The 14,535-nt window shown below is 33.9% G+C and carries 9 protein-coding genes; 6 read left to right on the plus strand and 3 right to left on the minus strand.

Going from position 1 to position 14,535, the window contains the following annotated elements:
• Positions 1-71 precede the first annotated feature (71 nt).
• The 4 genes from CDH49_RS09640 to CDH49_RS09655 all read left to right on the plus strand — a co-directional run bounded on the left by CDH49_RS09640 (position 72) and on the right by CDH49_RS09655 (position 7,656).
• The gene (locus tag CDH49_RS09640) at positions 72-2,378 is read left to right on the plus strand and encodes a vWA domain-containing protein (protein WP_100615309.1); all 2,307 of its coding nucleotides are present in this window, start codon (positions 72-74) and stop codon (positions 2,376-2,378) included.
• Between the two features lie 66 nt (positions 2,379-2,444).
• A complete protein-coding gene (locus CDH49_RS09645; protein ID WP_100615310.1) occupies positions 2,445-4,238 on the plus strand; it encodes a carboxypeptidase-like regulatory domain-containing protein in 1,794 nt (597 codons plus the stop codon).
• 87 nt (positions 4,239-4,325) lie between these two features.
• Entirely contained in the window at positions 4,326-5,930 is a 1,605-nt protein-coding gene (locus CDH49_RS09650; protein ID WP_100615311.1) for a carboxypeptidase-like regulatory domain-containing protein, read from the plus strand.
• Between the two features lie 82 nt (positions 5,931-6,012).
• Positions 6,013-7,656, plus strand: coding sequence for a TonB-dependent receptor plug domain-containing protein (locus CDH49_RS09655; protein WP_100615312.1), 1,644 nt, complete (start codon positions 6,013-6,015; stop codon positions 7,654-7,656).
• A 28-nt stretch (positions 7,657-7,684) separates the two neighbouring features.
• On the opposite strand, the gene CDH49_RS09660 is transcribed toward CDH49_RS09655, so the two are convergent.
• Positions 7,685-8,074 (minus strand): transmembrane 220 family protein, encoded by a 390-nt coding sequence (locus CDH49_RS09660; RefSeq protein WP_100615313.1) that lies wholly within the window; start codon positions 8,072-8,074, stop codon positions 7,685-7,687.
• Between the two features lie 232 nt (positions 8,075-8,306).
• Here CDH49_RS09660 and CDH49_RS09665 point away from each other — a divergent pair, with 232 nt between their 5' ends.
• On the plus strand, positions 8,307-10,214 hold the full coding sequence (locus CDH49_RS09665; RefSeq protein ID WP_100615314.1) for a 3-keto-disaccharide hydrolase: 1,908 nt from the start codon (positions 8,307-8,309) through the stop codon (positions 10,212-10,214).
• A gap of 17 nt (positions 10,215-10,231) precedes the next feature.
• A complete protein-coding gene (locus tag CDH49_RS09670; RefSeq protein WP_100615315.1) occupies positions 10,232-12,193 on the plus strand; it encodes a plastocyanin/azurin family copper-binding protein in 1,962 nt (653 codons plus the stop codon).
• Positions 12,194-12,249: 56 nt separating this feature from the next.
• Here the strand turns inward: CDH49_RS09670 and CDH49_RS09675 are convergent, their stop codons facing one another.
• Both CDH49_RS09675 and CDH49_RS09680 read right to left on the minus strand, forming a co-directional pair.
• Complete coding sequence (locus tag CDH49_RS09675) at positions 12,250-12,672, minus strand: DoxX family protein (protein WP_100615316.1); 423 nt, start codon at positions 12,670-12,672, stop codon at positions 12,250-12,252.
• A gap of 57 nt (positions 12,673-12,729) precedes the next feature.
• On the minus strand, positions 12,730-14,358 hold the full coding sequence (locus CDH49_RS09680; RefSeq protein WP_100615317.1) for an acyl-CoA carboxylase subunit beta: 1,629 nt from the start codon (positions 14,356-14,358) through the stop codon (positions 12,730-12,732).
• Positions 14,359-14,535: the final 177 nt, after the last annotated feature.

Consider the following 14,535-nt stretch of genomic DNA (forward strand, 5'->3'; position numbering starts at 1 on the left):
TTCACTCATTATTGGTTTTATAATACCGTTGTTGGGTTTAGTTTTAAGCTAAACTTTTAAAATCGACTATTATGAAAACACTATTTACTTGCTTATTTGTTATGATTTCAATCATACAATTAAACGCCCAAGACCGATTGATTATTGGCAAGGTTACTGATTCTAGCGACGCTTCACCTTTACCAGGTGTCACCATTTTGGTAAAAGGCACTACAAACGGTACGGCAACAAATTTTGATGGACTCTACCAGATTAAAGCAAAAGACTCAGATGTCTTGGTCTTTAGCTATGTTGGTTATGACACTAAAGAAATGAAGGTTGGTACTTTAACGACAATCAATGTAGCTTTAAAAGCTTCAGCCCAAGCCCTAAATGAAGTAATTGTTGTTGGTTATGGGATTTCAAATAGTAGATCTTATACCCCGTCAGCTTCCCAAATAAAACGGCAAAAACAAAAAGCCTATCATAATCAATTAGCAGGACAAATACAAAAAACACCTATTACCCAAACATTGGCAGGAAAAGTGGCAGGTGTACAAATCACAAACCAAAATGATAGTAATAATGCTAGGGTTTTACTTAGGGGAATATCTACATTTTCTAATAATGAACCTTTGATAGTGGTTGATGGCATTGTGAGGCCTAATGATGATTTGTCTGGGGTTAATCCAAATAATATTCAAAATATAACCGTTCTAAAAGATGCGTCAGCAACTTCTATATATGGAAGTAGAGGTTCAAATGGCGTTATTATTATTTCAACTAAAAATAATTCAACCGAGATAAAAGAAGAACCCTTATATATTGTTGATGGTTTGCCCATAAAAAAAGAGAACAATTATTTAATTGAAAATTTATCTGAAACAGATATAGATAACAAGGTTTTTTATGATAAATCAGAAGCCAAGAAAAAATTCGGCCAAGTAGCTAAAAATGGATGTGTCGTAATTACAACCCACAACGGGAATTTTAGATTGAATAATGAAGAAAGTTATGCAGTTATAGAAGAAAATAATTTTGAAAGGACATCATTGTCACCATTATCAACCTTTTCAATCGATGTCGATAAAGCAGCATATAGCAACATAAGACGCATGATTAATAATGGTGAATCCATCGATCCAGATGCCGTTAAAATTGAGGAAATGATTAATTATTTTGAATATAATTATCCACAACCAACTGGCGAACATCCATTTTCAATCCATACCGAAGTAGCGAAGACACCATGGAATCAAGAAACTAAAATTGTTAAAATTGGTTTGCAGGGAAAAACATTTTTAAATGATGAATTGCCAGCTTCAAACCTCACATTTTTGATTGATGTTTCTGGATCTATGGCTTCAGATAATAAATTACCATTATTAAAATCGGCTTTTAAGTTATTGGTCAATCAACTCAGGGAAGAAGATAAAGTATCCATCGTGGTATATGCTGGGGCAGCTGGTGTTGTTTTAGAACCCACTTCTGGTAAGCATAAAGAGAAAATAATATCAGCACTCGATAATTTAAATGCTGGAGGTTCTACAGCTGGAGGGCAAGGTATTATATTAGCTTACAAGCTTGCTGAGGAAAATTTCAAAAAAAGTGGAAACAATAGGGTTATTCTTGCTACAGATGGCGATTTTAATGTGGGTGCATCCAGTGATAAGGACATGGAAAAACTAATTGAAGAAAAACGTAAATCCGGCGTGTTTTTATCCGTGTTGGGTTTCGGCTACGGAAATTATAAAGACTCCAAGCTAGAAATTCTAGCAGATAAAGGCAATGGTAACCATGCCTATATTGATACCATGCAAGAAGCCCAAAAAGTGTTTGGGAAAGAGTTTGGAGGTACTTTATTCACCATAGCTAAAGACGTGAAAATTCAAATTGAATTTAATCCAAACAAAGTTCAGGCATATAGACTTATTGGTTATGAAAACAGACTGCTGAATGATGAAGATTTTATTGATGACACCAAAGATGCAGGCGAATTGGGAAGCGGTCACACAGTAACGGCACTTTACGAAGTTATTCCAGTAGGGGTAGAAAGTAACTATTTAAAAGAAGTTGCAGATTTAAAATATACCCAACCGGAAGTTTCACAAAATCATTCAGATGAATTGTTTACGGTAAAATTCAGGTATAAAAAACCAGATGGCGATAAAAGCATAGAAATGGTACATATTCAAAAAGACGACCTCCAAATGCCGTCAGAGGATTTGGAATTTGTAGCTGCTATTGCCATGTTTGGCATGCAATTAAGGCAATCAAAATATCATAATAATTCAAAAATTGAAGATGCCATTAGTTTGGCCAAAAAGGGCAGAGGAGAAGACAAGGATGGGTATCGAGCAGAATTTATAAGGCTCATATCCTCATACAAAAACCTATAACTATTAAATGCGACTTTTTTAGTCGCATTTTTTTTTGTACTTTAAATCGCTTAAAACCAACTAAATATGAGAACACTGTTTACAGTCGTTTTTGCCTTTCTTTCCATTTCCTTGTTTTCTCAGGAGATGCCAGTTATTAAAGTGGGTAGTCATCGAATTCATATCACTTCATTCAACGTTAAAGTTGAAGTGGTTGGTAACATAGCAACTACAAGCTATGACATGTTGTTTTATAATCCAACGGATTTTGATTTAGAAGGTGAATTAACTTTTCCATTGGAAGAAAGGCAGGAAGTATCCAAGTTTGCAATAGAATTTAATGGAGAGTTCCGTGAAGCTCTAGTGGTTGAAAACGAGCAAGCTTCAATTAATAATCAAGGGGTAAACCCTATTGTGTTAAAGAGAATTAGAGATAACACTTATAAAGCTTTAATCTATCCTTTACCATCAAAAGAACACAAACGTGTGGTTTTGACATATGATGAAGAAATACTATTTAATGAAGGTTCAATAGATTATCATTTACCATTGAATTTTAATACAACCCTTGATCAATTTGTTTTCGAAATGGATGTTTTTGACCAAAAGTTGAAGCCTGAATTGATTAAAGGCTTTGCAGATGATTTTGAATTTAAACTATCAGGAAACGATTATTATGTAGAAACAGAAAAGGAGAATTATGCACCAAACGAATCTTTAATCGTTAAAATTCCGCTAGAACATACCTTTAATAAAATATCAACATTTGAAGATTATTTTTATATCTATCAACACACGGATATTGTTAAAACATCAGAAGTAACACTAATGTTTATAGGTGTTGAATCATCAAACAAAAATATCGAGTTATTCCCAAATATTTCAATGGAGGTTTCAAATGATTTTTCAATATCCGGCAAGGGGGCTAAGCCTAATGATACCCTGGTTCTTAAGTTTGGTCATGGAAATCAAACCCTTAACCGTGAATTTGTTATTCCAAGTGAAGGTTTCAACAATCCAATTGTCAAAAAAATCTGGGCAAAAAAAAAGCTGCGATATTTAGAGAGAGACAGTAATCAAAATAAAAAGGATATTATAGCGCACTGTAAGTTGTATAATTTGGCTAGCAATTATACGTCATTAGCAATATTTGAAACGGTTATGGATTATGTAACATATAAGAATAGCCCAAATGGAGCATTTAGGGAAGACCATATACTTGAAAATGGGAATGGTTTAACAAAAACAAATTCAGGAAATATATCAGGAACCATTACAGATAGTTCGGGTTTGCCTTTGTTGGGTGTAAATATAATGGTAAAAGGTACAACAACGGGAATACAAACAAATACGGACGGGTATTATACCATAAACGCCAAAAAGGGCGACATATTAGTATATAGCTATATTGGTATGCTTACTTTAGAAAATACACTTGAAAACACGACAATAATTGATGTTGTTTTAAATGAAGATCCTGAAAAACTGGAAGAAGTTGTTGTAAATGCAGATAAAATAAGTAGGGAACAAAAGTCTCGAACTTATTCGTCAACAACAATTACTAGTGATAAATTGATTAAGGGAGGATATACCGATATTATTCAAGCTTTACAAGGAACTGTTGCTGGTCTTGTCATCCGTGAGGATGATATTTTTTTGAGAGGAGGAATACAAATTATAGATCCTATTACCGGTATTCCTAAAAATGTACCTCCTTTATTTATATATGATGGTATGCCATTGGAATTTGAAGATATTAAAAACATAAATTTTTATGATATTGAAGAAATAGAAGTCATTAAAAGCGCTTCTCAATCTTTAAGATATGGACCACGAGCTATAGGAGGTGTAATCGTGATAACATCTAAATCCAAAAACTAGTTAAAAAATATTTATCTGGATGAAATCCAATAGACCCAAAAGAAAATAATTTAACAACAGAGGTGAAAGTTTAAATCAATTTATGATATGAAAAAAGTATTACTACCATTTATTTTAATTGGTTTTTCAATTATTGCTTTTTCACAGCAAAGCCCCAGTAATACTATTGGAAATAATGTCATTGAACCAACTTATAGACTTGTTAACATTACAGGAACCATCACAGACAGTTTGGGTATGCCATTATTCGGGGTCAATGTCATTATTAAAGGAACAAAAACAGGTACACAAACCGATAGTAAAGGGCAATATTCTATCAAAGCAAAAAAAGGAGATGTGTTGGTGTTTAGTTTTGTAGGTATGCACACCCAAGAATTGACTTTAGAAGACATCGCAGTTGTAGATATTGTCTTAAGGCAGAATACCGAGACATTAAAAGAAGTAGTTGTGAATGCTGAAAAAATTAGCATAAAAGAAAAAGCTAAAAGCTATTCATCATCTTTAATTACCAGTGACAAATTGATTAAGGGAGGATTTACAGATATAGACCAGGCTCTACAAGTCCATGGTCGTAATTGGAGAGGTGGTGCACCATTATTAATTTATGACGGCATGCCATTGGATTTTCAAGATCGTAATATTATAAATTTTTATGAAATCAGCACCATAGAAGTCATTAGAAGCGCTTCTGCTACTTTAAGATATGGGCCAAGAGCTACTGAAGGCGTTATTATAATAACTTCTAAAGCCAACAATAACTTTATAGAAGCCAACAACAATTATAAAGCACGTTTAAAGGCCAGTAAGTACCAAGGGATTATAAAAGTTAAGGAAAGTTTCTTGGAGGAACCGTACATAGAAGAACTTTCCATAGCCAATTCAGCCGAGGAGGCGTATAACCTATATCTCAAACAAAAAAACCAGTATGGCCACTTGCCAACTTATTATTTAAATGTTTATAATTATTTCAAAAAATGGAACAATAAGGAATATGAATTAAAAATACTGTTCAATGATGTCATAACAGATCTTCATAATCCCGAGCAGCTTAAAGCTTTAGCCTACTTACTGGAATCGGCCAAAGAATATAAGCTGGCAATAAATATATACACACAAGTTTTAAAATTGCTTCCAGATGATTTGCAATCCTATAGGGATTTAGCATTGGTTTATAAAAATATTGGTCTTGTTAACGAATCTAGCGCCATACTAAAAAGTCTCACAGTAGATGGAAGTAATTCCAATAAAAGCATTTTACAATTTCAGAATATTAATGATATTTTAAAGAATGACATGGGACATTTGAGCAACGAAAAAGTTGAAGCAACTTATGATGTGAGAATCGTGGCAGATTGGAACCGATATGACACTAATATTAATCTACATGTTATTGACCCAACTAGGGAGATATGTTATTACGAAAATCCAGTTACAAGACAGGGCGGACAATTGGCGCAAAACATGTCGCAAGGTGGGCCTGAGGAATTCACTCTTAAAAATGCTAAAAAAGGAAGTTATTTTGTGATGGTTAATTATTCACTAAAAGATGATTCAGAAATAACAGCCATGCCAACATATATAAAGTTAACCATGTATAAATATTATGGTAAGCCAAATGAAACAAAAGAAATAAAGATTATAAGATTAGCAAAACCCAATGATAAAGAAATTGTAGCAAAGATGGAAATTTAAGAATGAAAATCTATAATTATTTAAATGCGACTTTTTTAGTCACATTTTTTTTGTATTTTAAATCGCCTAAAACCAACTAGCTATGAGAACTTTATTTAAGATTGTTTTTATACTTTCTTCCATCACCGTCCTTTCTCAGGAAATACCGTCAAAAGATGCGGTTGATGGTACATTAGCTAATTCTACTGCCGAAAAAATTACAGGAAATGTTACAGATGGTTCGGGGACACCATTATTCGGGGTCAATGTCATTGTTAAAGGAACAAAAACAGGTACACAAACCGATAGTAAAGGGCAATATTCTATCAAAGCAAAAAAAGGCAATGTATTGGTATACAGTTTTATTGGGATGCATACCCAAGAAAAAACCGTAGAGAATGATACATCAGTTATAGATGTTATCTTAAATGAGAATACCGAAGCATTGAAAGAAGTAGTTATAAATGCCGAAAAGATTAGTAAAAATGAGAAAGCAAGAAGTTATTCTTCTTCAACAATTACCAGTGATAAATTGCTTAAAGGCGGATATACTAATGTCATTCAAGCTTTACAAGGAACTGTGGCTGGGCTTAGTTATCAAGGGCCTGATGATAAAAGTGGCCAATTTTATATAAGGGGCCAGTCATCTTTCAATCATGTTGAACCTTTATTTATTTATGATGGCGTACCAACAGAAAGAAGCGATATAATGAATATTAATATTTTTGATATTGAAAAAATTGAAGTCATTAAAAGTGCTTCTGCTGCTTTAAGATATGGCCCAAGAGCCATAGGAGGAGTCATTGTGATAACCTCTAAACTCAACGACAACTCTAAGGAAGGCAAAAAGAATCCTTTTAAGGCAAATCCAAAGGTAAGTAAGCTCCTTGACGGTTTAAAAGCTGAAGAAAGTATATTGGATGAACCATACATTAAAGAGCTTTCCAAAGCCAATTCGGTTGAAGAGGCATATAACCTTTATATAAAACAAAAAGACGATTACGCACATTTGCCAGCTTATTTTTTAAATGTTTATAATTATTTTAAAAAATGGAATAATAGAGATTATAAACTAAGGATACTGTTCAATGATATAATAACAGATCTTAATAAGCCAGAACAATTAAAAGCCTTGGCCTACCTATTGGAGGAGGCAAAAGAATACAAGCTGGCAATAAATATATATGCCCAAGTTTTAAGATTGTTCCCAGATGATATTCAATCCTATAGGGATTTGGCATTGGTATATAAAAATATTGGTCTTGAGCAGGAGTCTGTTACCATTTTGAACAGTTTGGTATCAGATGAAAACACTGTTAATGAAGGTGTTTTGGAGTTTTCGGATATAGATGATATTCTGTTGAACGATGGTGTAAATATAAGTTACGATCTAAGGATTGTAGCAGATTGGAACAGATATGATGCTAATATCAATTTACAGGTTATTGACCCCTCTCGTGAAATATGCAATTATGAAAACCCAAAAACAAAGCAAGGGGGCCAATTGGCACAGAACATGTCTCAAGGTTATGGGCCAGAGGAATTCACGCTTAAAAATGCCAAAAAAGGTAGTTACTTTATAATGGTTAATTATTCACTAAAAGATTCAGAAGAAACAACCAAACCAACTTATATAAAGTTGACTATGTTTAAGGATTATGGCAAATCAACAGAAACAACAGAAACTAAAGTTTTACAACTCACCGAACCGCAAAACGGTCTTGTTATCGCTAAATTGGATTTGTAAATTAAGGTAATTATAAAACCTTATTTCCTTACTTAAAAACAGGTCTTTTTAATTGATATATCAATGCTCCAGCGGCAATCAATAATCCAAGAAATTCTCTTGTGCCCTCTAAATAAGGTTTTTCATAAACCATTTCACCAAAGAGTTCTTCTTTATTATCTATTTTGAACCAATCAATAAAATAAGTCAGGTAAGTTAAGGAATAAACAAGCAACGCTATAATTAGTACCCATAACAACATTTTGGAAATCTTTTTATAATTAGCAATCAAACAGATACTAGCTATAATGCCATAAATTGTGAACCAAACCATAGGATCTGGGTCATTTAATTGAGCTAAAGCAAATAAAACAAACAGAATGAATAGAATGATATTTATGATTTTTCTGGATTTGTTTATGTTTTGGTCTGTGGTCATGGTTATTTTTTTTATTATTGTAGGTTATAAATATAAAAAATATATTTGGTCATTTTCAATGGATAATGTTGTTGAACTTCTAAAATATATAGTTTTTTATTTATCCTATATTCTAAAAACAAGTTATTTAAATATGATTTTAAGTAATTGCTGCTAACAATAAATTTTTTAAAAAATGATGCCAAAGACAATAAGGCGAAACCAAAAGAACATTAACCAACAATAAATATATATGAAATACACCACCACGCTAAACTATTTTTTGGCATTAGTAATTTGCTGCTTTACTTCCTGCAAGAAAGATGTTGCAGTAAGTGAGTCAGTTGTCATTCCAGAAGAAGAGCCTAAACAAATAGAATTTTTACCTTTTACCGAGGTTAATTTAAACGATTTGTCTTCTTTCAAGCCCACAACAAATAATTGGCAGATTGCTGGTAATGCTGTTGCCGACAGACTTAAAGAAAGAACCTTGACCTTTTCTGAGGGAACTGGAGTTTTAATCAATACGGGAGATAAAGATACTAATGGACATATTTTTTCATCTTTTGAGCATGGCGATATCGAAATCGAGTTAGATGTTATGATGCCTGTGAAATCAAATTCCGGTTTATACTTTCAAGGCAGATATGAAGTGCAGCTATTTGATAGTTGGGGTATTAAAGAACCACAGTATTCAGATATTGGAGGGATTTACCAACGATGGGATGGAACAAGAGGCCAAGGAAAAGAAGGATTTGAGGGGCAAGCACCAAAAACCAATGCCGCGAAAGCACCAGGTTTATGGCAGCATTTTAAAATCATTTTTCATGCACCAAAGTTCGATGCCACTGGAAATAAAATTAAAAATGCTTGGTTTGAAGAAGTTTGGCTGAATGGTGTTTTGATACAATCTAATGTTGAGGTTTCTGGACCCACGCAAGCAGCAGCTTTTGAGAATGAAAAACCTAAAGGTGCTTTGATGATTCAAGGCGATCATGGTCCTGTTGCTATCAAAAATATTCAGTATAAACTCTATGAAGACAAAAAATTTATATTTTCCAATATAGTAAACAAAGAATTTGAAGGTAATTACCAGAGTCTTATAAATATGGACAGCATTAAACTGGTAAGTGAAAAAGAAGTTAAAAACATTGATTTATCAGAGCTTGCGTTAAGCAATTCAAGAAAAATAGTGTCTTATTCAGGAACTATGGACATACCATCTGCTGGAGACTATCTTTTTGGAATGGGATTAAATGGAGGTGGTTTATTGTTGATTGATAACGATACCATTTTTAATTTGAATGAAGATTATGGGTATGAATTTCAACAGAGATTTGCAGAGTTAACGTTGCAAAAAGGCTCTGTGCCATTTGTTTTGGTTTACAATAAAAAATTCCCATGGAGAGGAGAACTTGATTTAAAAGTAGAAGGCCCAGGAATACAAAAGTATTCCCTTCTAGAACCAATAACCGACACAAGGCCGAGAAGACCGCAACCAGAAAGAATTCTCATCGAACCTAAAGAAGGCATTATTGCGCAACGAACCTTTATCATGCACAAAGACATAAAAAAGGTATTTAGCATTTCGGTTGGCAGCCCAATAGGTGTTCATTATGCATTCGATTTATCTAGAGGATCATTATTAATGGCTTGGGATGGTCAATTTTTAGATGCCACACCTATGTGGGATTCTAGAGGTGAAAGCCAATTGGTAGAGCCAAACGAATTTCATGTGGCAAGTCATGGAGGTTTTGAATTCGCTTATCTTGAAAGTGATGATTCCAACTGGCCAAGTATGGACGACGATATTGGTTTTAAACAATTGGGTTATGAGTTCAATCAAGAAGGCATCCCCATGTTTTTAAGCCAAATTAATGGAACAAATATTACCAATACATTTAAACCGTCTGGTGAGCGTAAAATAGAAAGGAACATTCTTGTAAATGCTGATAAAACTATTTGGCATAAACTAGCGGAAGGAGAACATATTGAATCATTGCCAAACAATACCTATATAATAAATGATGAAAGTTATTATGTTGAAGTATCTGGAAACAGTAAGTTAAAACCAATTATTAGAAACATCAATGGTATGGATGAGCTTATCGTGAAAATTCCAACAGGAAAGCAAGCTATTAACTACAGTATTATCTGGTAATCTTAAAGAAAATAATCATGCAACATATAAATAAGATATTAAAATTAGTAGTGGTTTTTTGTTTGTGCCAAGTATCTTTCGCACAGGTATCAAATGATATACAGAAGAAAGAATCCGAATTCTATAAAATAATCACGGTGCCAATTCCTAAAGATGTTATTCTTGAGGTTGGTGGTTTATCATTTACAGATGATGATAAATTAGGAGTTTCAACACGAAGGGGAGACGTTTGGTTGATTGATAAACCTTACAGTCAAAATCCAACATATAAACGATTTGCACATGGTTTGCATGAACCATTAGGTTTGGCTTATAAAAATAACGGATTTTACCTATCTCAAAGGGGAGAACTTACGCGTTTAGAAGATAAAAATAATGATGGCGTGGCCGATGTATATAAAACTGTTTATTCATGGCCTTTATCAGGTAATTATCATGAATACTCATACGGGCCAAAATTCATGAAAAATGGCGATATGCTTGTCACCTTAAACCTTGGTTGGATTGGTCATGGTGCTAGTTTAGTGAAATGGCGAGGATGGATGTTGAAAATTACTCCAGAAGGTAAAATGACCCCAATAGCAACCGGATTGCGTTCGCCAGCGGGTTATGCCATTAATGGTGATGGTGATATTTTTTATACTGAAAATCAAGGAGATTGGGTAGGTTCTGGTAGAATGACACATCTGGAAGTTGGGGATTTTGCAGGAAACCCTGAAGGATTAAGATGGACGGGAGAATCTGAATCTCCAATAAAAAATTTAAAATTTGAAGATATTGAAGCAGAATCTGGACTGACTTTATATGAGTATGCCAAAAAAGTACCAGCATTAAAAGCACCAGCAATTTGGTTTCCACATACTATTTTAGGGATTTCAACATCAGATATGATTTACGATACCAGTAAAGGTAAGTTCGGTCCGTTTGAGGGGCAAATATTTGTGGGTGATCAAGGACACAGTAAAATCATGCGTGTTTATATGGAAAAAGTGAACGGCGTATATCAAGGAGCTGCTTTTGGGTTTAAGGAAGGGTTTTCTTCTGGCATTTTAAGAATGATTTGGGGAAGTGATAATAGTATGTTTGTCGGTATGACAAGTAGGGGATGGTCTTCAACAGGTAAAGATGATTATGGATTACAACGTTTAGTTTGGACAGGGAAAACACCTTTTGAAATAAAAACCATGAACGCTTTAGCCGATGGTTTTAAATTAGAATTTACGAAACCAGTAAACAAAAAAATGGCTGAAGATGTCGCCTCTTATAAGTTAACAACATTTACATACTTGTATCATTTAACTTATGGTAGTCCTATTATAGACCAACAAAATGCCATGATACATAAAGCAGAAGTGTCTGAAGATGGGTTATCTGTTAAATTAACGGTACACGGCATGAGATTAGGTTTTATACATCAATTGGAAATTCCGAATTTAAAATCCTCTACAGGAGAATTGCTTTTGCATAGCACTGGTTATTACACTTTAAATGAAGTTCCGGGAGGTGTTTTAAAATCATCCCAAATGAATGAGATGAAAACATCAGGAAAAGTTGTTAACCAACCTAAAAGAGTTACTAAAATCCCAACTGCTTGGGCTGGAAAAATTGATAAAAAATTATTAATTGGAACAGTTCCTGGATTAAAATACGATGTTAGTGAAGTAGTTGTTGATAGAAATAGTAAAATAGAACTGACTTTAAATAATAATGACGATATGCTCCATAATGTTGTTATTACAAAAACAGGAGTAGATACACCTACAAAAGTAGGGGAAATGGCATTAAACTTAGGCTTAGATGGCCCTGATCTTAATTATGTTCCAAATTCAGATTTAGTGTTGTTCCATACAGGGATTGTTGGTCCGGAAACTTCTGAAAAGATTTATTTTCAAGCACCTAGTGAACCAGGAACTTATTGGATTGTTTGTACGTTTCCAGGACACTCAATGACAATGAGGGCAAAATTCATTGTAAAATAGAGTTTATAATTATATTATATATCATAAGTAAAAGGGCAGCATAAAGTTGCCCTTTTTTATTTCTGCATTTTAAAATAATAATCTAATGAATGTTTACCGGAACCATATAATAAGAAAAACGAACAAATGGATAAAGTAATAATTGCTAATGTTAAATTACCAGTATTCATTTCTCCCATGAAATTGATTAGAACAGCTCCAATTAAAATTGGTATTTGGGCAATAATAGCCCATCTAGTTAATAATCCAAAAGCAATTAAAATCCCACCAAGAAAATGCGCTGGGACAACATAGTGAACAATGATCATGCCCCCAGCCATATTTTGAAAAGGCTTAAATAACGACATGAGCATGGTAGTATCAGACATAAAATGAATTCCTTTAATGAATAAAAATATACCTAAAGCAACTCGAACTAAATCAAGTGGCAAATAGGTATGACTATTCGCCCACTTATTAAGGGTTTTTATTGTATCCATGATTGAAGTTGTTGATTTTCAATAGAAAAGATACAAAAAATAATAATATAATTAAAATTATACCTGCAAAACTCCCATGTTAAAAGACTTTTCAACAGGCGCATGGTTTGCGGCTTCAATTCCCATGCTAATCCATTTTCTGGTATTCAACGGGTCAATAATGGCATCGGTCCAGATGCGGGCGGCAGCGTAATATGGCGATACTTGATTATCGTATCTGTCTTTTATTTTATTAAAAAGCTGTTCCTCTTTTTCGGGAGTGATTTTTTCGCCCTTTTTCTCAAGCGAGGCTTTTTCAATTTGAAGTAATACTTTTGCAGCTGAGTTCCCGCTCATAACCGCTAGTTCGGCACTTGGCCATGCGACAATAAGTCTGGGATCATACGCTTTTCCACACATGGCATAATTACCCGCGCCATAGCTATTGCCAATAATCACAGTAAATTTAGGCACCACACTATTACTAACAGCATTTACCATTTTAGCGCCATCTTTAATAATGCCACCATGTTCACTTTTGCTACCAACCATAAACCCTGTGACATCCTGTAAAAATACTAACGGAATTTTTTTCTGATTGCAATTGGCTATAAATCGGGTGGCTTTGTCTGCACTATCATTATATATCACACCACCAAATTGCATTTCGCCTTGTTTGGTCTTTACAAGTTTACGTTGATTGGCAACAATGCCAACCGCCCAACCATCCATTCTTGCATAACATGTTATAATGGTCTTGCCATAACCTGCTTTGTATTCATCAAATTCGGAGTTATCCACTAAACGCTTGATAATGTCGTGCATATCATATTGTTCCACACGGCTTTTTGGTAAAATACCATAAATATCTTCGGGGTTTTCTTTCGGTTTTTCTGGGGTAATTCTATTAAAGCCCGCTTTGTTATAATCACCAATCTTGTCAATAATATTTTTAATAGTATCCAATGCATCGGCATCATCTTTAGCTTTATAATCGGTAACTCCAGAAATTTCACAATGGGTTGTGGCACCACCTAATGTTTCATTATCAATATTTTCGCCAATGGCGGCTTTAACCAAATAACTTCCCGCTAAAAAAATACTACCGGTTTTATCAACTATTAAAGCTTCATCACTCATAATAGGCAAGTAAGCGCCACCGGCAACACAACTGCCCATAACGGCAGCAATTTGGGTAATACCCATACTGCTCATAATAGCGTTGTTTCTAAAAATACGTCCGAAATGCTCTTTATCTGGAAAAATCTCATCTTGTAAAGGTAAATATACGCCAGCACTATCAACCAGATAAATGATTGGTAATCTATTCTCTATAGCAATTTCTTGGGCTCGAAGATTCTTTTTAGCTGTTATTGGAAACCAAGCACCTGCTTTTACGGAGGCATCATTAGCAACCACAATACATTGCTTGCCTTTTATATAACCTATTTTAACAACCACACCGCCAGAAGGACATCCGCCGTGTTCTTCATACATGCCTTCACCTGCAAAGGCAGCAATTTCTATCGATTTAGAGTTGGAGTCCAGCAGATAATTCACACGCTCATGAGCCGTCATTTTGCCTTTCTCGTGTTGTTTCTCTAATGCTGCCTTACCACCACCTAAATGCACTTTAGCTAGTCTTTTGTTAAGCTCTGATACAAGCAGTTTGTTGTGATCCTCATTTTTATTGAAGTCGATATTCATTTACAGTTTCTTTGTTGCTAAAGTACAAAAGTTGATTTTCTTGTGAAATACTAATCTTTATATTAAATATAGCCTTTAAAGTCTTAATGAAATCATAAAATATATTACATGGAAATATATTCCTTGGAAAATAAAATTATTATTTCTACATTTGTATAATAATTAAAACATATTAGA

This window comes from Confluentibacter citreus (assembly GCF_002807055.1).
Taxonomy (GTDB): domain Bacteria; phylum Bacteroidota; class Bacteroidia; order Flavobacteriales; family Flavobacteriaceae; genus Confluentibacter; species Confluentibacter citreus.

Bases quoted from the DNA above. Each gene is read 5' to 3' on its own strand.
- CDH49_RS09640 (WP_100615309.1), top strand. From the start codon at position 72: ATGAAAACACTATTTACTTGCTTATTTGTTATGATTTCAATCATACAA.
- CDH49_RS09645 (WP_100615310.1), top strand. From the start codon at position 2,445: ATGAGAACACTGTTTACAGTCGTTTTTGCCTTTCTTTCCATTTCCTTG.
- CDH49_RS09650 (WP_100615311.1), top strand. From the start codon at position 4,326: ATGAAAAAAGTATTACTACCATTTATTTTAATTGGTTTTTCAATTATT.
- CDH49_RS09655 (WP_100615312.1), top strand. From the start codon at position 6,013: ATGAGAACTTTATTTAAGATTGTTTTTATACTTTCTTCCATCACCGTC.
- CDH49_RS09660 (WP_100615313.1), bottom strand. From the start codon at position 8,074: ATGACCACAGACCAAAACATAAACAAATCCAGAAAAATCATAAATATC.
- CDH49_RS09665 (WP_100615314.1), top strand. From the start codon at position 8,307: ATGAAATACACCACCACGCTAAACTATTTTTTGGCATTAGTAATTTGC.
- CDH49_RS09670 (WP_100615315.1), top strand. From the start codon at position 10,232: ATGCAACATATAAATAAGATATTAAAATTAGTAGTGGTTTTTTGTTTG.
- CDH49_RS09675 (WP_100615316.1), bottom strand. From the start codon at position 12,672: ATGGATACAATAAAAACCCTTAATAAGTGGGCGAATAGTCATACCTAT.
- CDH49_RS09680 (WP_100615317.1), bottom strand. From the start codon at position 14,358: ATGAATATCGACTTCAATAAAAATGAGGATCACAACAAACTGCTTGTA.